At 60.0% G+C, this 16,630-nt stretch carries 16 protein-coding genes; 6 read left to right on the top strand and 10 right to left on the bottom strand.

The genetic code is table 11. The annotated features are described in order from the left end of the window. Positions 1-44: 44 nt before the first annotated feature. From urtC to ACFVTJ_RS21420, 5 genes are read left to right on the top strand one after another with little or no spacing between them, the layout of a single operon-like run. Positions 45-1,184, top strand: coding sequence for an urea ABC transporter permease subunit UrtC (gene urtC / locus ACFVTJ_RS21440; RefSeq protein WP_386910610.1), 1,140 nt, complete (start codon positions 45-47; stop codon positions 1,182-1,184). Between the two features lies 1 nt (position 1,185). Continuing rightward, positions 1,186-1,935, top strand: a complete 750-nt coding sequence (urtD, locus tag ACFVTJ_RS21435) for an urea ABC transporter ATP-binding protein UrtD (RefSeq protein WP_386910609.1) — start codon at positions 1,186-1,188, stop codon at positions 1,933-1,935. Then, complete coding sequence (gene urtE, locus ACFVTJ_RS21430; protein WP_386910608.1) at positions 1,935-2,630, top strand: urea ABC transporter ATP-binding subunit UrtE; 696 nt, start codon at positions 1,935-1,937, stop codon at positions 2,628-2,630. Before urtD ends, urtE begins: the two co-directional genes overlap by 1 nt. A gap of 26 nt (positions 2,631-2,656) precedes the next feature. Beyond that, positions 2,657-4,408 carry a nitrilase-related carbon-nitrogen hydrolase gene (locus tag ACFVTJ_RS21425; protein WP_386910607.1) on the top strand — a complete coding sequence of 584 codons (1,752 nt, stop codon included), beginning with the start codon at positions 2,657-2,659 and terminating at the stop codon, positions 4,406-4,408. Positions 4,409-4,420: 12 nt separating this feature from the next. Further along, positions 4,421-5,575: an iron-containing alcohol dehydrogenase gene (locus tag ACFVTJ_RS21420; protein WP_386910606.1), complete on the top strand. Its 1,155-nt coding sequence runs from the start codon at positions 4,421-4,423 to the stop codon at positions 5,573-5,575. Between the two features lie 151 nt (positions 5,576-5,726). Here the strand turns inward: ACFVTJ_RS21420 and ACFVTJ_RS21415 are convergent, their stop codons facing one another. The 9 genes from ACFVTJ_RS21415 to ACFVTJ_RS21375 all read right to left on the bottom strand — a co-directional run bounded on the left by ACFVTJ_RS21415 (position 5,727) and on the right by ACFVTJ_RS21375 (position 14,799). After that, a complete protein-coding gene (locus ACFVTJ_RS21415; RefSeq protein ID WP_386910605.1) occupies positions 5,727-6,512 on the bottom strand; it encodes a TIM barrel protein in 786 nt (261 codons plus the stop codon). An 8-nt stretch (positions 6,513-6,520) separates the two neighbouring features. Next, entirely contained in the window at positions 6,521-7,531 is a 1,011-nt protein-coding gene (locus tag ACFVTJ_RS21410; RefSeq protein WP_386910604.1) for a Gfo/Idh/MocA family protein, read from the bottom strand. A 10-nt stretch (positions 7,532-7,541) separates the two neighbouring features. Then, on the bottom strand, positions 7,542-8,438 hold the full coding sequence (locus ACFVTJ_RS21405; RefSeq protein ID WP_386910603.1) for a sugar phosphate isomerase/epimerase family protein: 897 nt from the start codon (positions 8,436-8,438) through the stop codon (positions 7,542-7,544). Between the two features lie 46 nt (positions 8,439-8,484). Further along, positions 8,485-9,393: a sugar ABC transporter substrate-binding protein gene (locus tag ACFVTJ_RS21400; RefSeq protein WP_386910666.1), complete on the bottom strand. Its 909-nt coding sequence runs from the start codon at positions 9,391-9,393 to the stop codon at positions 8,485-8,487. 138 nt (positions 9,394-9,531) lie between these two features. Further along, positions 9,532-10,473, bottom strand: a complete 942-nt coding sequence (locus ACFVTJ_RS21395; RefSeq protein WP_386910602.1) for a sugar ABC transporter substrate-binding protein — start codon at positions 10,471-10,473, stop codon at positions 9,532-9,534. Between the two features lie 278 nt (positions 10,474-10,751). Next, positions 10,752-11,780, bottom strand: coding sequence for a LacI family DNA-binding transcriptional regulator (locus ACFVTJ_RS21390; protein WP_386910601.1), 1,029 nt, complete (start codon positions 11,778-11,780; stop codon positions 10,752-10,754). A gap of 403 nt (positions 11,781-12,183) precedes the next feature. Continuing rightward, entirely contained in the window at positions 12,184-13,389 is a 1,206-nt protein-coding gene (gene pcaF, locus ACFVTJ_RS21385; protein ID WP_386910600.1) for a 3-oxoadipyl-CoA thiolase, read from the bottom strand. Positions 13,390-13,399: 10 nt separating this feature from the next. Beyond that, positions 13,400-14,095, bottom strand: coding sequence for a CoA transferase subunit B (locus ACFVTJ_RS21380; RefSeq protein WP_386910599.1), 696 nt, complete (start codon positions 14,093-14,095; stop codon positions 13,400-13,402). Continuing rightward, positions 14,092-14,799, bottom strand: a complete 708-nt coding sequence (locus ACFVTJ_RS21375; RefSeq protein WP_386910598.1) for a 3-oxoacid CoA-transferase subunit A — start codon at positions 14,797-14,799, stop codon at positions 14,092-14,094. Before ACFVTJ_RS21375 ends, ACFVTJ_RS21380 begins: the two co-directional genes overlap by 4 nt. A gap of 138 nt (positions 14,800-14,937) precedes the next feature. On the opposite strand from ACFVTJ_RS21375, the gene ACFVTJ_RS21370 reads away from it, so the two are divergent. Then, a complete protein-coding gene (locus ACFVTJ_RS21370; protein WP_386910597.1) occupies positions 14,938-15,699 on the top strand; it encodes an IclR family transcriptional regulator in 762 nt (253 codons plus the stop codon). On the opposite strand, the gene ACFVTJ_RS21365 is transcribed toward ACFVTJ_RS21370, so the two are convergent. Then, positions 15,669-16,598, bottom strand: coding sequence for a helix-turn-helix domain-containing protein (locus ACFVTJ_RS21365; protein ID WP_386910596.1), 930 nt, complete (start codon positions 16,596-16,598; stop codon positions 15,669-15,671). The two genes, ACFVTJ_RS21370 and ACFVTJ_RS21365, sit on opposite strands and share 31 nt — an antisense overlap. Positions 16,599-16,630: the final 32 nt, after the last annotated feature.

Here is a 16,630-nt window from a genome sequence, read left to right as displayed (position 1 = left end):
TCTCGTCAAGCCCAGCGGGCTGTTCTCGTTCAAGGGGCGCTGATATGAGCATCGAACGAAAATTCCAGATCGCCGCCTACGCCATTTTTATCGCGCTGATCTTTGCAGCGCCTGTTTTTGGCGACGAATTCTGGCTGAACCGTATTTCTAAATATCTGGTCTACGGCATGCTCGGCGTCGCCATTGCGCTGACATGGGGATATGCGGGCATTCTCAATCTTGGCCAGGGACTGTTCTTTGGTCTTGGCGCCTATATGCTCGCCATGTCCCTGAAGCTGTCGAGCATGACCAGCCTGCAACAGGGCTCCGACAAGCCGGTCCCGGATTTCATGCTCTGGAATGCCGAACCCGGCGCGCCGACGGAACTCTGCTGCATCAACAAGGGCTCCTTCCTCTGGCTTCCCTTTCAAAGCCAATCGGTCGGTCTCGTGCTCGGCATCCTGCTTCCCGTGGTGATAGCCGGCGCACTCGGCATGCTCGTTTTTCGCAAACGGATTTCCGGTGTCTTCGTCTCGATCATTACATTGGCGCTGGTCCTGCTCGTGCGTCTGGTGATGGTTGATGCTCAACCGGTGACGAACGGCTTTAACGGCCTGACGGATCTCGGCTGGCTGACGATCGGCGGCATTGAATTCGACCCTTACAGCCGGGCAACCTATTATCTGTGTGCCATATGCCTGTCGTTAACGCTCATCGGTGCGCGTCTTGTCGTGGAAACCCGTGCCGGCATGATCCTCCAGGCGATCCGCGATGATCAGGTTCGCGCCCGCTATCTCGGTTTCGACGTCTCGCTCTACCAGGTGTTCTTCTTTGCCATTTCAGCCGGAATAGCTGGCGTTGCCGGTATGCTCTACGTCGTCGTTGCGGAGTTCGCCTCGCCGACCTTCATGGATCTTTCCTTCTCCGTGACGATGGTGGTTTGGGCTGCCGTCGGCGGCCGCTCCTCCCTGCTCGGTGCCTGCATCGGCGCGATCCTCATCAACATGATCGAGGCTGAGGTCAGCGAAACCGAAGCACTGGTCGAGGCGTGGAAAGCGATCATCGGCCTCATCTTCGTTCTCGTCGTCCTGTTCATGCCGCGTGGCCTTGGTGGCGTGGCGCATGATGTGCTGCGGCAGTTCATCCGCCGGGTCAAACCGGCTGCGGCATCGTCATCGTTGCATCAACAGAGCGAGGCATTGTGATATGAGTGCAATCGCATTGACCGTTGACGGTCTCAGCGTCGATTTCGGCGGTTTCAGAGCCGTCAACAATGTCAGCATCACCGTCGGCGATGGCGAGCTGCGGGTTTTGCTCGGCGCAAATGGCGCCGGCAAGACGACCCTGATGGATCTGATCAGCGGCAAGACGCGCAGTACCCAGGGTAAGGTCTTCGTCTACGACACGGACATCACAAACTGGCCGGAACACAAAATCGCCCGTGCAGGGATTGGCCGAAAATTCCAGATTCCCAGCATTTTTCGGGATCTTACCGTGCGACAGAATCTGGAGGTGGCGAATTGCCGAAATCCCTCTGTTTTTGCCAACCTCCGGTTTGGATTTTCGCGTGCGGAAGCCAAACGCGTCGATGAGGTGCTCGCCCTTACCGGCCTCGAAGCAGAAAAGGATATGACGGCGGCGTATCTCAGCCATGGCCAGACGCAATGGCTGGAACTCGGCATGCTCATCGTCCAGGATCCAAAGGTCGTTCTACTGGACGAACCGACAGCCGGCATGACCCAGGCCGAGACCCGCAAGACGGCGCAGATCATCAAAAGCCTCAAAGGCCGCCACACCATCCTCGTCGTCGAGCACGACATGGGGTTCGTGCGTGAAATTGCCGAGCGTATCACCGTTCTCCATCTGGGAGAGGTTCTGGCAGAAGGAAGCGTCGGGGATATCGAGAACAATCCGAAAGTCCGCGAAGCCTATCTCGGTTCAAAAGGAATATCCTGATGCTGAATTTGAAAAACGTGGACAGCTATTATGGCCGCAGCCACATCCTGCACGGCGTCACGCTTGATGTTCCAACCGGCAAGGTGACGAGCATTCTCGGCCGCAACGGCACTGGCAAAACGACCCTGTTGAAAACGCTGATGGCGCTGACCGACCGCATGACGGGCGAAATGCACCTGCAGGGAAAAGACATCGCCTCCTCCCCGACGCATAAGCGAGCGCGCGCCGGTATCGCCTATGTCCCCCAGGGCAGGGAAATCATTCCCGATTTCACCATTCGCGAGAACATCCTGATGGGCGCATTCGCGCGGGCCGATGGCAAACGCGAAATTCCAGCACTGGTGCCGGAGCTCTTTCCTTACCTGATGGCCAATCTTGATAGACCGGGAGGCGTGCTTTCAGGCGGCCAGCAACAGCAGCTCGCCATCGCCCGGGCTCTCGCTGCAGATCCGAAGGTTCTGCTCCTCGACGAACCCAACGAGGGCATCCAGCCCTCGATCGTCGAGGAGATCGAAAAGATCATCATCCGGCTCAATCGCGAGATCGGCATGACGATCATCCTCGTTGAGCAGAACGTCGCATTCGCACGGCACGCATCTCATCATTTCGCCATGCTGGAGAAGGGAAGCGTGGTTGCGGCCGGCGCCATCGACATGCTCTCCGACGCGCTCGTTCATCGGCATATGGCTGTCTGAACAAGACAAATCCTTCAATAAAGACAATGGGACCAATCATGACATCGATAAAGAGCTACACCGCCGCCGCCATCCAGTTCGAACCGACCATGTTTGAAAAAGAACGCAATATCACCCGGCTCAAAGCCCTTTGCGAGGAAGCGGCGGAGGCGGGCGCGCGCCTGATCGTCACGCCAGAAATGGGCACGACTGGTTATTGCTGGTTCGACAGGGCGGAAGTCAAACCGTTCGTTGAAACGATCCCCGGACCGACCACGGATGTTTTTCAGGCCATTGCCAGCAAACACCGCTGCTATATCGTGGTCGGCATGCCGGAAGTCGATCCGGCAAGCGATCTCTATTACAATACGGCCGTTCTCATCGGTCCCGAGGGCGTTGTTGGCAGGCATCGCAAATCGCATCCCTATATCGCCGAGCCGAAATGGGCTGCGAATGGCGATATCGTACACGAGGTCTTCGAAACGGAAATCGGCCGGATTTCGATGCTGGTCTGCATGGATTTGCACTTCTTCGAAACGGCGCGGCTGGAGGCCTTGGGGGGGGCCGACATCATCTGCCACATCTCCAACTGGCTGCAGGAACGTGCACCCGCACCCTACTGGATCAACCGCGCCTTTGAAAACGCCTGCTACGTCATCGAAAGCAACCGGTGGGGCCTGGAAAGAACCGTGCAGTTTTCCGGAGGGAGCTGCCTGATCGAACCCGACGGGACGGTTGCCGCATCCATCGACACAGGCGACGGGATTGTCTATGGCACGGTCGATCTTGCCCGTGCGCGCCGCCGCGAAGTCTTGAGCGAACCGGTCTTCAGGTCGCGCCGGCCCGAGCTTTACATGAACATGATGACCAACAGCTTCACTTGGAATCCGGGCGACTACTTCCGCCTTTATGGCTATCAACCCATCCCGCGCGGGCGCAAATCACGTGCGGCCGTTGCCCAGTTTTCCCCCTCCACCGTGGTCGCAGACAACATTGCCCGCATCACCGCGCTCGCCACCGAGGCAAAGGTGACGACCGCGCCGGACATTCTGGTTTTCCCGGAACTGTCGCTGACCGGGCTTGAGGCTCCCCACACCCGGGCGGAACCGCTTTCGGGCCCGGCGGTCTCCGCCTTCGTGCGCCTGGCCATGAAGCTTGGCTTTTATCTCGTTGCCGGATTTGCTGAAGCGGATGGAGACAAAATCTATAATACCGCAGTGCTCGCCGGCCCCGAGGGGCTGGTAGGGAGCTATCGCAAGACGCATCTGGGCATTGCCGATAGCTGGGCGACGGCCGGCGACGAATGGAAAATATACGATCTTGCCGTCGGCCGCGTAGGCCTCGCCATTGGCCACGACGCCCTTTATCCGGAAGCCATTCGTTCGCTCTCGCTTATGGGATGCGATCTGGTGGCCTGCCCCTCGGCAATTGCCGGCACTTTCACCGGCAGCCACGCGGGAACGAAAATCCCGCACAACTATCCCATCCCGAAGGGCGCCGACCCCTTTCATTGGCATGCCCTGCGGGTCCGCGGCGGCGAGAACAACGTCTATTTCGCTTTCGCCAATGTACTCGATGAGGCGCGGGGATATCTGGGCAAGAGCGCCGTGTTCGGGCCGGACTCCTTTGCCTTTCCGCGCCAGGAATCGGCGATATTGGAGGAGGAAGGAATTGCCGGTGCGACCGTCGACACCAGCAATCTCGATACGCCCTATCCGACCAACATCGTCCGGCGAAAAGACCTTGTTGTGATGCGCCAGCCGCATCATTATCAGCCTCTCGTTAAATGGCATCAGTGAGAGATCGGCAGCATGTCCGCATTCACATTCGCTACTGTCCCGCAGATCATTGCGGGACCGGGCTGTATAGCAAGGCTTTCGGAGCTGAAGACCCGACTGGGTCCGCGCGTTCTGGTGATTTCAGACGAAGGGGTCGTAAAGGCGGGGCTGGTTCAGCCGGCCCTCGCCAGCCTTAGAGAAGCCGGCGCCGAAACATCGATCTTCACCGGCGTTGTCGCTGATCCACCGGAAACCATTGTAAATACAGCTGTCGCAATGGCGGTGGATTTTGGTGCAACCGGTGTGCTGGGGATTGGCGGTGGCTCGTCGCTCGATGTCGCAAAACTGGTGGCGCTCATTGCCAAAAGCGGCGAAGCGCTCGGTAATATCTACGGGGTCGGAAATGTGACGGGAGAGCGTCTGCCGCTGGTGCTCGTGCCGACAACGGCCGGCACCGGATCGGAAGTCACACCGATTTCGATCATCACCACGGGCGAGCATCAGAAAAAAGGCGTCGTTTCGCCGGTCCTGCTGCCGGACGCCGCTATTCTGGACGCTAAGCTGACGATTGGCTTACCGCCAGCCGTGACAGCGGCGACCGGGATTGACGCAATGGTCCACGCCATCGAGGCTTTCACCTCCACAAGTGTCAACAACAATCCGGTTTCCCGTGCCCTCGCCAAAGAAGCGCTCCGGCTTCTAGGGGCGAATATCGAGATCGCCGTCAATAACGGAACCGACCTCCCCGCCAGACAGGGGATGCTGCTCGGGGCGATGCTGGCCGGCCAGGCCTTCGCCAATTCGCCCGTCGCTGCCGTCCATGCGCTCGCCTATCCGATCGGTGGCCGCTATCACGTGCCGCATGGCCTTTCCAATAGTCTTGTCCTGCCGCATGTGTTGCGCTTCAACGCCACGGTATGCGGCGATGCCTACGCGGAATTGGCGCCGTGCCTCTTTCCTCATCTGGCGCATGCCGATCAGAAAGAACGGCTCTCCGGCCTTCTGGAAGGGCTGGCATTACTTCCCGTACGTCTGAACCTGCCCGTAAGACTGCGGGATGTCGGAATCCCCAGAACCGGGCTATCCCTACTGGCGGAAAATGCAATGGAGCAGACCCGCCTGCTGGTCAACAATCCACGTCTGGTGTCGCTGTCGGATGCTGCCAAAATCTACGAAGAGGCGTGGTAAGGAAACAGCCCAGTTTGCCGCATCAATCCGAAACTCACTGCGCCACCTCGACCTCGCTTGAAGTATCGTTATAACGCCACCGACGACCGCTTCGGCGGTGACGTTGAACTGCTCAAAACGAAGCTTACCGCCGACCCTACGGTTAACTCGCTTACAGAGCTCGGGAAATCTGATCCATGCTGTCCTTAACGGCAGCGGCGGGATCCCTCAGCGCGTGCACTTCCGTCGCAAAGGGCTCAAAGCTGTAAGGCCCCTTGTAACCGGCAGCCTCCAGCGCCCTGATCTGCGCAATATTTTCCAGCCGGTCGTTGCCGTCCACCAGAACGCGGTGGGCGTCCAGCATGTCGGCGACGGAGACCGCGGGGTCGGTTACGCCGGAAATGTGAACAAGGCCCGTGCGTTCGGGGAAGAACACCGTCTCGCCCGCGAGGTGGTGGTGGAAGGTGTCGTGCACCAGCCTGTAAACGTCGCCGCCGCCCGCCGCATCGATGGCTCTCACGGCCTCGGCCTTGGTGCGCAGCGAGGAGACCGGAAAACCGAGCGGCTCGACAAGGCCGGTCAGCCCGCGTTCCTCTAGAATCGGCTTCATGGCCTTCAGCGCCGTCACAAGATCGTCGAAAGATACAGAAGTACCGTCATTGAGCGGACACATGACCAGCGCTTTCGCGCCGCCCGCCGCAGCATAATCGGCCATGGCAACGGCCCGTGCGGGCAGGTCACCCGACCAGACGTTGAAGGGATAAAGTGCGTTGATGGAGATGATCGTCACGCCGGCCTTTTCAGCCGCCGCCTTCACGGCAGCCGGCTCCACCGTACCGACGATATCAGGCAAGTCGTTGCGGATTTCGACTTCGGTGATACCGAGTTCGCGGGCCGTTGCGAAGAACTCATCAAGCGAGAGCTTCGGGGTGGTAATGTGGTTGATGGCAAAACGCATGAAAGACCTCAGTGATAAAGGGCGGGACGGATGGGAAGCTTAATGGCGACGGCTGCCCCGTCTGTTTCCTGCGCGGCAACGCAGGCATCCGAGGTGATGGCGGCCACGTAGCCATCCCAGGAATTGGGACCTAAGGCCGTTCCCTTCGCCGCCGCATGGATGAAGTCCTGCAATTCGACATCGTAGCTGGCGATGAAGCGGTATTTCCAGTCGGTCAGGATATCATTCTGCAGCTTGGCGCCCAGGCGCGTCTGCACCGACATCGGCTCCGGCAGGCTGGCAATGCCGTCCTCACCCACCACCTGGCACTGGATATCGTAACCATAGTGGCAATTGACGAAGATTTCGACGTCGATGATCGTGCCCTTCGCCGTCTCCAGAATGACGATCTGGGGGTCCTTCAGCCGCGCATGACTTCTGGCCGCCGAACGGGGAAAGAGAACCCGCGCCGAAACATAGTCATCGTCAAGCAGCCAGCGCAGCACGTCGATCTCATGGATCATTGTGTCATGGATCGCCATCGGGGTGACATATTGCTCCGGAACCGCCGGGTTGCGGTGGGCGGCGTGCACCATGATCGGCGCGCCGATCCTGCTATCGACGGCCTGTTTCAGCGCCACGTAACCGGCGTCATATCGGCGCATGAAGCCCACCTGAACCAGCCGCCTGCCATGCGCCACCTCGGCGTCGACGATGCGTCTTGCGCCTTCCGCCGTTGTTGCGAGCGGCTTTTCGCAAAAGCACGGCTTGCCGGCGGCGATGGCCGCCAGCACATATTGCTCATGGGTTGCGCCCCAGGAGGTGACGAGCACGGCATCCACATCCGGCGATGCGATCAGCTCTTCACCGGTGGCGAAAACGACGGCATCCGGGGCGATGTCGTTTTTGACCGCCTCGGCGGAGGCGCGGTTGACGTCGCTCAGCGCAACGATCTTCGCGCCGCCCAGAACCTTGTTGATACGGCGGGCATGATCACGCCCGATTGCGCCGGTGCCGACGACACCAATTCTGACAGTCATTTGAAAAACCTCATTTCCAGTATTTGGCGACGTATCGCCGGGTTTCGCTGAGCATGAACCGCGCGCTTTCATCGACACGGTCTTCCCAGGCAAACACGCAGTTCGAGAGCACACCGTCGAATTTCATGTCGGCGAGCGTCGCAAATAAGGTTTCCCAGTCGATCTCGCCCTGGCCGAAATCGGTGTGCTGGTGCACCCTGACCTTGGAACCGGGGGGATTGACGATGTAGCGCAGCTGCGACGACTTGTTGTGGTCATAGGTATCGGCAAGGCGCACATGCACCAGATGGCCCTCGGTGGCACGCAGGTTAGCCACCATGTCCGGCCCGTAAAAGAACGTGTGCGGCGCGATGAAGGAGGCCTTTACCGCCTTGGAATTGATGGTCTTGATGATGTCGATGGCAGGCGCGATCTCCTCGATCCAGTCTTCGGGATGGGCCTCCAGCGACAGTACCAGACCTTCCCGTTCAAGGATCGGCACCAGAATATCCATGGCGCGGAAGAACTGCGCTTCGCAGGTTTCCGGCCGATGCAGACCGGAACGGTCGTTAAGGCTGCGATCCGGCGAACCGCCGCGGCCGAATTCCGAAACGAACATCGGGCATTCCATTTCGACCGCTATCTCGATGGCGCGTTTCCAGTTATCGATCGCCACCTCCCATTCGTCCGGATAGGGGCTTGCCCAGCGATACATGGGCTGCAGCGTCGCAAGGCCGACATCATGGTCCTTCAGCGCCTTTTTGAATTCGGCGACGCGTTCGGGATAGACCTTCGGTCGGGTCCACCAGGAAAGAAAATCCGGACGGGGTGAAAGTTCGACGTAATCATAACCGAGTTCGGCAACCTTGCGGCAGGTCTCGGCCAGCGAAAGTTGTCGGAACATGTGGGGGTCGAGCGTATGTTTCATGGCTGTTTCCAGTGGAGTGATAGATGGACCGGGTCGAAGCCGCCGCTTATTTGGCGTAGGCGGACATGTTCTCCGGGGTCACGAGTTCAAAGGGCACCCAAAGCGTCTTCTCAGTGCCTTGCCCGGCAGTGGCCTTCACCGCCGTCTGAACCGAGACCTCGCCCTGCTTCGTCGCATTCTGGTAGACGGTAATGTCGAGGTCGCCGGCCTGCATGGCGGCAAGGCCGTCCGGCGTGGCGTCGATACCGGCGATGACCACATCCTTCATGGAAACGCCCGCCGCCTTCAGCGCCTGCGCGGCACCTATCGCCATTTCATCATTATTGGCGATGACGGCATCGAACTGGATGCCCGCCGTCAGCCAGGAGGAAACGAGGTCCTGCGCCTGCGTGCGGCTCCAGTTCGCAGTCTGCTTTTCGAGGATTTCGATCTTGCAGTCCGGCCGGGCAAACACCGTTTCCACATCCTTGGTGCGCACCAGCGCCGCATGGTTTTCCAAAGGTCCCATCAGGATGACGGCCTTGCCCTTGCCGCCCATCAGCTTGCAGGCGGCTTCCGCCTCCATGGTGCCGGAATCGAGTTCGTTGGAACCGACGAAGGCCGTGCCATCAGGCAGGCCGGTTTCCAGTTCTGCCGGCGGGTGATTGACATAGACGAGCGGGATTTTTGCGGCGGATGCGGCCTTGGTGATCGCCGAGGTGGCATCGCCATCCACGGCATTGACGATGATCGCATCGACACCGTTGGCGATGAAATTCTGCACCTGATTGAGCTGTTTCGAAGGATCGAGCTGGGCGTCCTCCACCAGAAGCTCGATGTTCTTGTCACCCCCGGCCTCAGCCCTGATGCCGTTCAGCAAAATCGTCAGAAACGGATTGTCGAACGATGTCATGGAGACCGCAACACGGGTCTCGGCAAGGGCAGGCGTTGCGAAAATGCAGAGCGCAGTCGCCATCAACAGGTTTTTCAAAGTCTTTCCTCCCGCGGAAAACCTCCGCTGGTTCAATCGCACTGATATCGCTGAAGCCGGAATATCCTCCCCCCGCCTCCAGCGTCTTCGGTCTGTCACGTCGTTTTCAGGCCCGAACGGGTCTCAGTTCTTGGCCTGATAGTCCTTGAGGTTTGGGGGTGTGACCAGTTCGAAGGGTACGAAAACCTTCTTGTCCACCGCATCCCCCTTTGCCAGTTTCAGCGCCGTATCAACCGCGCCCTTGCCCTGGCCGGCGGCATTCTGGAAAACGCTCACATCCAGCTCACCCGCCGCCATGGCGGCAAGCGCGTCCTGCGTGGCGTCGATGCCGGCGATGATGACGCTGTCCATCGACCGGCCTGCCGCCTTCAGCGACTGGATGGCGCCGATGGCCATTTCGTCATTGTTGGAAATGACGGCATCGAACTCAACGCCGGCTGAAAGCCAGTTGGTCATCAGGTCCGAGCCTTGCGTGCGCGACCAGTTGGCGGATTGTTCCTCGACAAGCTTGATGAAGCTGCAATCGGGCGTCGCCACCACATCCTTGATATCCTGCGTGCGCATGCGGGCCGCCTGGTTGGAAAGCTCGCCCATCATCACCACCGCCTTCGCTTCCGCCTTGCCGGCCGCCTTCAGCAGGCGGCAGACTTCCTGCGTCTGCAGGGTGCCGGACTGCTTTTCATCGGAGGCAACGAAGGCCTGTTTTTCCGGCAGGCTGTCGAGGTTGACCGGCTGGCGGTTGACATAAACGAGCGGAATGCCGGCGGCAGCGGCAGCCTGCGAAAGCGCCACGGTCGCATCCGTATCCACCGGGTTGACAATAATGGCGTCGACACCGGCGGCGACGAAGTTCTGCACCTGGCTCAACTGCTTGCCGACATCGTTCTGCGCATCCTCGATCTGCAGCGAGACGCCGCTCATGCCCTTGGAATAATCGATCATGCCGTTACGCAGCACGGTCAGGAAATTATCGTCGAACAGGGCCATCGAAACACCGATGGTTTCCGCCGAGGCGGTCGTCGCCAGCATGGTGGCGAGCGCTGCAATCGCGAAATGTCTTTTCATGTCGTTCTCCTCCAAAACCCTTGAAAAGAACCGGTTGCACGGTCCAGCGCCCATCGCGCCGCCACCATTTCCCGGCAAAAAATACCCGTCGCCGCGAAGACAAGTCCGCAGCCTGAAGCAATCCGAAACATCGTTATTATCGTGGATCAGCCTCCTGCCCGCTCCACACGCAGGCAAGATTTCCCAGTCCCGGCCCGGCGTCAACGGGTCAGCGGCAGCCCAAACCATCAAGGCTGATAGAAAGAGACGCCGAATTTATGATAGAATCTATCAAACCATCAAAGGCTTTCAGGAACCCACAGATGGGCGGGTACAAACCGCTGCCCCGGCGTTTCCGCCATGCCATGTTCGATGCTGTGAACCATGGTGGCGATAAGGTCGGTGCATAATTCACGGAGCGGCGTCTGGAATATGCCGCTGATACGCTTTTCCAGCAGCGCCTGACGGGATTCGGGCGTCAGTTCATTCACAAGACAGACGATAGCCTCCTGCCGGTTTTCCTGCTGCAGGGCCTCGATGACGCCTTCCATGCCGCCGCCGATGCAATAGATGCCGACCAGATCCTTGTGCTTGGCGATGGTGTCCATCACCAGCTCATAGGTCAGCCGCCGGGTTTCCAGCGTAATCAGCGCATCCATCACCTCGAATTCCGGCGCATATTCCCGCATATAGCTGCGAAAGCCGGTTTCGCGCAGCGAATGACCGTGAAAACGGTGGCCGCCAAGCAGCAAAAGCACCTTGCCCCTGCTGCGCGCCAGCCGCGAGATCATCCAGGCCGCCGTGCGCCCGACTTTCATGTTGTTGGCGCCGAGATATGCTTCCCGCACCCCCTGCGCGAAATCCGAAAGCAACGAAAATGTCGGAATGCCCTTCGCCTTCAGGGCCTCGACGGCGGCGGTGACATCGTGATGGTCCGGCCCGGTGGCCGCCACGGCCTGCACGCGACCCTTCATACCCGTCAGAAGGGCCGCAAGCTCGCTCGGCTCGCCCGACTGGGCAAATTCAATGCGCAGATTGAGATGGCGATCCCGGACGTTGCGCGCCGCAAGCTCCAGCTCGTCGGCAAAGGTCTGGTAGAAGGCGTGCCGTTCCTTGCGCAGGATGATGCCGAGACTATAGGACGGCAGATCGGCCAGCATGCGCTGGCGAATGATGTTGGTGGCATGGAAACCGATCTTTTCCGCCGCGTCGCACACTCGCCGCGTGGTTTCCTCCCGCACCGGCAGGCGGCCATTCAGCACCCGGTCGACGGTGGCGACGCTGACGCCGGCGGCTGTCGCAACATCTGTGATGGTCGGACGTCTCATGCGGGCACCCCGTAGACGGAAAGATTCCTGTCATATCTCGCAAAACATGTCACGGATCGCGATGGAATCCAACATGCGTGAAGGGATATGGCATGGAGTGCGTCATCAGAAAATAGTCAGGCCAGAGCTGCACCGCAGGCCCCACTTGCCTAGTCCAGCACGCCTCCTCCCTTCATCTCTGTGCTTGTCACAGAGATCCAGCCAGCCCAAGTCGTTGGGCTGAAAAGGCTCCCTGCGCCGCGCAGACGCGCGTCGACTGTATTCCTGTGACAAGGACTAGAATGAGGGAGGTACCAAGGCGAGAGAATCGCCAACCGAGTGCCGGACGAGCAGAAGTCGCTCAAGAAGAAATCGAGGCAGCGGCATTCGCACCGTTTTGGCGATGTCGAATGCCGCCGGACAATCAGACCCGCTCAAGCGCCACGGCAATACCCTGCCCGACACCGATGCACATGGTGGCGAGCGCAAGCCGCTTGCCGGTCAGCGAAAGTTCAAGCGCCGCCGTGCCAGCGATGCGGGCGCCCGACATGCCAAGCGGATGGCCAAGCGCGATCGCACCGCCATTCGCATTCACCCGCGCGTCGTCATCGGCAATGCCGAGCTGGCGCAGCGTTGCAAGGCCCTGGCTGGCGAAAGCCTCGTTCAGCTCGATCACATCGAGCTGCTCCTGTTTCAAGCCGAGCCGCGCCAGAAGTTTGGCCGAGGCGGGCGCCGGACCGATGCCCATGACGCGCGGCGGCACACCGGCGGCGGCACCGCCGAGAACGCGGGCGATGGGGGTGAGACCATATTTTCTCGCGGCTTCTGCGGAAGCGATGATAAGCGCGGCCGCGCCATCATTGACGCCAGACGCATTGCCCGCCGTTACGGTGGCGCCATCGCGTTTGTTCACCGGCTTCAGCTTCGCCAGCGCTTCGAGGCTTGTGGTCCGCGGATGTTCGTCTCTGGAGACGACAAGCGGATCGCCCTTGCGCTGCGGGATCGTTACCGAGACGATCTCCTTGTCGAGACGGCCATTGGCTTGCGCATCAGCTGCCTTCTGCTGACTGCGCACGGCGAAGGCATCCTGATCTTCCCGCGACACCTGATAATCGACGGCGACATTGTCACCTGTTTCCGGCATGGAATCGACGCCATATTGCGCCTTCATCAGTGTGTTCACGAAACGCCAGCCGATGGTGGTGTCATAGATTTCGGCGTTACGGGAAAAGGCGCTTTCCGCCTTTGGCATAACGAAGGGCGCGCGGCTCATGCTTTCGACGCCGCCGGCGATCATCAGTTCAGCCTCGCCCGACTTGACGGCGCGGGCGGCTGCAATGACCGCATCCATGCCTGAGCCGCACAGCCGGTTGATCGTCGTTCCCGTCACGGAAACCGGCAGGCCGGCAAGCAGCAGCGACATGCGCGCGATGTTACGATTATCCTCGCCTGCCTGATTGGCGCAGCCGAAGATCACATCCTCGACGGCTTCCCAGTCGATGGAAGGATTGCGTTCCATCAGCGCCTTCAGCGGCACTGCGCCTAGATCGTCGGCACGGACGGAGGAAAGCGCACCACCAAAACGGCCGATGGGCGTGCGGATGTAATCGCAGATATAGGCTTCGGTCATCGGTGTTTCCTCACAGTTCCGGTGCAACGAGATCGGCAACCGTGCCATCCACATGAAGCGGCGCGCCAGTCATGGCCTGTAGCTCTTCAAACGTCATTGCCGGCAATTTTTCACGCAGCACGAAACGACCATCGACCACGTCAATCACCGCATGGCTGGTATAGATGCGGGTGATGCAGCCGACACCGGTCAGCGGGAAGGCGCATTTCTCCACCAGTTTCGGCTCACCATTCTTGGTCACATGTTCGGTGATGACGAAGACCTGCTTGGCGCCATGCACCAGATCCATGGCCCCGCCGACGGCCGGCACACCCTTGGAGCCGACGCGCCAATTGGCGAGATCGCCATTCTGGGCCACCTGATAGGCCCCGAGGATCGCCACGTCCAGATGTCCGCCGCGCACCATGGCGAAGCTATCGGCATGGTGGAAGAAGGCGGCGCCCGGCTTTAGCGTCACGGCTTTTTTGCCGGCATTGATGAGGTTCCAGTCCTCCTCGCCCTCCGGCGGCGCTTCACCGAAATTCAGGATGCCATTTTCGGTGTGGAAGATCGCCTGACGGCCGGGCGGCTGATAGCGCGCCACCATTTCCGGAAAACCAATGCCGAGATTGACGTAGGCGCCGTCCTCGATGTCCTGCGCCGCACGCCAGGCGATCTGGGCGTTGGAAAGCTTGATGTCTTCGCGGGTGTCGATGGTCTGGGTCATGCGTAGGCTACTCCCGCGCGAATGAGGACTTCTTCCTGTTGCGGATCGGGAATTTCCACGACGCCGTTTACGAAAATACCCGGCGTCACGACATGCTCCGGATCGATCTCGCCGGCGGCGACGATCTTCGAGACCTGCGCAATGGTGGTCTTCGCGGCCATGCACATCAGCGGGTTAAAATTGCGCCCTGCCTTGTTGTAGGTGAGGTTGCCATAGGTGTCGCCAAGCTCGGCCTTGACGATGGCAAAGTCGGCCTTCAACCAGCGCTCCTGCACATAGGAGCGGCCGTCAAATTCCGCGATAACCTTCCCTTGCGCCAGGTCAGTGCCAAAGCCGGTCGGGGTGTAGAAAGCCGGAATACCGGAACCGCCAGCGCGGATACGCTCGGCAAGCGTGCCCTGCGGCACCAGTTCCAGCTCGATTTCGCCGGCGAGATACCGGTCGGTGAAGGCGCGCGGATCCGAAGAGCGCGGGAAGGAGCAGATCATCTTCTTGACCATGCCCGCATCGATCATCGCGGCGATGCCAATACGGCCATTGCCTGCATTGTTGTTGATAACGGTCAGGTTCTTCGGGCCCTTATCGATCAGCGCGTGGATCAGCTCGATCGGCGCGCCGGAGCCGCCGAAACCGCCGATCATGATCGTCGCACCGTCACTGACGCCGGAAAGCGCATCTTCGGCGCTCTTGATTGTCTTGTCCATTCTCAAAACCTCCATCCAGCCGAGCGGATGGACCGGCAAGGCTGCGTGGCCATGAGGTAATGCCGAAATTGCCTCGACGGCAAGGATTTTGTGCGTTATATGATTTTTGTTCGTATATCGCACAAATGGAGCTCCGAAATGGCCGTCAGCGAGAGAGACATGATGGGCGGTCTCGCCAAGGGATTGCGGGTGATCGAAGCTTTCAGCTCCGAGAGGCCGCGTCTTTCCATCTCTGATGCCGCCGAGATCGCCGGGCTGGACCGCGCCACGACGCGCCGCTGCCTGCTCACGCTTTCGGAGCTTGGTTATGCCGCATATGACGGCAAGTTCTTTACCGTCACGCCGAAGGTGCTGCGGCTCGGCACCGGCTGCCTCGCCACCATGCCGCTGCCGAAAATCGTACAACCGCTCATCGACCATCTCTCGGAGGTGATCGGTCAGAGCACCTCCGTCTCTATCCTGGACGAAACCGAAATTGTTTATGTTGCCCGCGCCGCCCAGCAGCGGGTCATGTCCATTGCGCTGATGCCAGGGTCGCGCCTGCCCGCCTATTGCACCTCCATGGGCCGCGTTCTTCTTTCCGCTCAGCCGCCCGAACGCCAGCGCGACATTCTCGAAGCCTCCCGGCTGGTTACCCGCACGGAAAAGACCATCACCGATATTCAAGCCTTACTCACCGAAATCGAGGTGACTGGCCATCGCGGTTATGCGTTGATCGATCAGGAAGTCGAAATCGGCCTGCGCTCCATCGCCGTGCCGCTGAAAAGCGTGCGCGGCCAGACGGTCGCTGCGCTGAATGTCGGGCTCGCCGCCTCGGTCGCATCGATGGAGGATCTGGTGGAGCGTTACCTGCCGGCGCTTCTTTCCGTTCAGCGTGAACTGGCGAGAATGCTGGTCTGAGGCTGAGGCAGGACCTGCCGCGTGCCGGTATCGCCCATTTTGCGCTGTTCTGCCAGACGCCAGGCGCGCGGTGTCATGCCGGTCTCGCGCCTGAAAAAGCGGTTGAAATAGGCGGGATCGGCAAAACCAAGCCCTTCGGCGATCATCTGGACGCTGGAGACGGTGAAGACCAGTTCCTGCTGGGCGATTTCGATCTGACGCTTGGCAATCAGCCGCTGCAGGCTGAGGCCGGAGACCGAACGGACAAGCCGGTTGAGATGGGTCTCGGACAGACCGAGCTTCCCTGCATAAAACCCGGCTTTCCGCGGCTCGCGGATATGGCGGGCAATCAGCGACAGCAACCGTTCGAAACGCTGCTCGGCAAGGCCTTCGCCGCTCGTTTCCAGAAGCGGCCGCGCTGCCCGAGAAAGAAGCGTGACCACGGTGGCGAGCTGGCCTTCGATCATTGCGTCGCGACCAATCTCGCGCGCCTCATATTCCGCGGAAATCCGTTCGAACCCGCTGCGCAGGCACTCTCCCTCGGCAAAATCCCGCAAGGGCAGAAGCACCGGCTGCTGAAAATTTCGCAGCAACAACGCCTGCACCGATGCCGGCAGCGCGCCCGGCAGCATGGTGACGATCACGCCTCCGATATCGCGTGAAAAACGAAAGCCATGTTCGAAACCCGGCGGCACGATGATGGCCACCGGCGGCCGGATGGGCTCGATACTGCCTTCCAGCAACGCATCCCCTTCGCCACCAAAAATGTACAAGATTTGCAAAAAAGCGGCATGGCGGTGCATGCCGATTTCAAAGCGGTGCAGGCTGCTCCGAGAAAAAAGCGTCTCGCAATGGAAGCGAAAATCGCTGCCCTGTGCGGTTTCCTCGCCATAAAGCCCTTCATTGGCAGTCACCCGCATCTCATCCCCCTTCTACGCTTGATGGTCGGATT

Source organism: Agrobacterium sp. NPDC058088, from assembly GCF_042885035.1.
Taxonomy (GTDB): domain Bacteria; phylum Pseudomonadota; class Alphaproteobacteria; order Rhizobiales; family Rhizobiaceae; genus Agrobacterium.
The sequence above is the reverse complement of the archived record's forward strand: the minus strand, read 5'-3'. Positions and strand labels throughout refer to the sequence as shown.

Excerpts from the sequence above, each read along its gene's own strand:
- ACFVTJ_RS21370 (WP_386910597.1), top strand. The coding sequence starts at position 14,938 with ATGGCCGTCAGCGAGAGAGACATGATGGGCGGTCTCGCCAAGGGATTG.
- urtD (WP_386910609.1), top strand. The coding sequence starts at position 1,186 with ATGAGTGCAATCGCATTGACCGTTGACGGTCTCAGCGTCGATTTCGGC.
- ACFVTJ_RS21365 (WP_386910596.1), bottom strand. The coding sequence starts at position 16,598 with ATGCGGGTGACTGCCAATGAAGGGCTTTATGGCGAGGAAACCGCACAG.
- ACFVTJ_RS21415 (WP_386910605.1), bottom strand. The coding sequence starts at position 6,512 with ATGCGTTTTGCCATCAACCACATTACCACCCCGAAGCTCTCGCTTGAT.
- ACFVTJ_RS21410 (WP_386910604.1), bottom strand. The coding sequence starts at position 7,531 with ATGACTGTCAGAATTGGTGTCGTCGGCACCGGCGCAATCGGGCGTGAT.
- urtC (WP_386910610.1), top strand. The coding sequence starts at position 45 with ATGAGCATCGAACGAAAATTCCAGATCGCCGCCTACGCCATTTTTATC.
- ACFVTJ_RS21395 (WP_386910602.1), bottom strand. The coding sequence starts at position 10,473 with ATGAAAAGACATTTCGCGATTGCAGCGCTCGCCACCATGCTGGCGACG.
- ACFVTJ_RS21380 (WP_386910599.1), bottom strand. The coding sequence starts at position 14,095 with ATGACCCAGACCATCGACACCCGCGAAGACATCAAGCTTTCCAACGCC.
- ACFVTJ_RS21420 (WP_386910606.1), top strand. The coding sequence starts at position 4,421 with ATGTCCGCATTCACATTCGCTACTGTCCCGCAGATCATTGCGGGACCG.
- pcaF (WP_386910600.1), bottom strand. The coding sequence starts at position 13,389 with ATGACCGAAGCCTATATCTGCGATTACATCCGCACGCCCATCGGCCGT.
- ACFVTJ_RS21405 (WP_386910603.1), bottom strand. The coding sequence starts at position 8,438 with ATGAAACATACGCTCGACCCCCACATGTTCCGACAACTTTCGCTGGCC.
- ACFVTJ_RS21400 (WP_386910666.1), bottom strand. The coding sequence starts at position 9,393 with ATGGCGACTGCGCTCTGCATTTTCGCAACGCCTGCCCTTGCCGAGACC.
- ACFVTJ_RS21390 (WP_386910601.1), bottom strand. The coding sequence starts at position 11,780 with ATGAGACGTCCGACCATCACAGATGTTGCGACAGCCGCCGGCGTCAGC.
- ACFVTJ_RS21425 (WP_386910607.1), top strand. The coding sequence starts at position 2,657 with ATGGGACCAATCATGACATCGATAAAGAGCTACACCGCCGCCGCCATC.
- urtE (WP_386910608.1), top strand. The coding sequence starts at position 1,935 with ATGCTGAATTTGAAAAACGTGGACAGCTATTATGGCCGCAGCCACATC.
- ACFVTJ_RS21375 (WP_386910598.1), bottom strand. The coding sequence starts at position 14,799 with ATGGACAAGACAATCAAGAGCGCCGAAGATGCGCTTTCCGGCGTCAGT.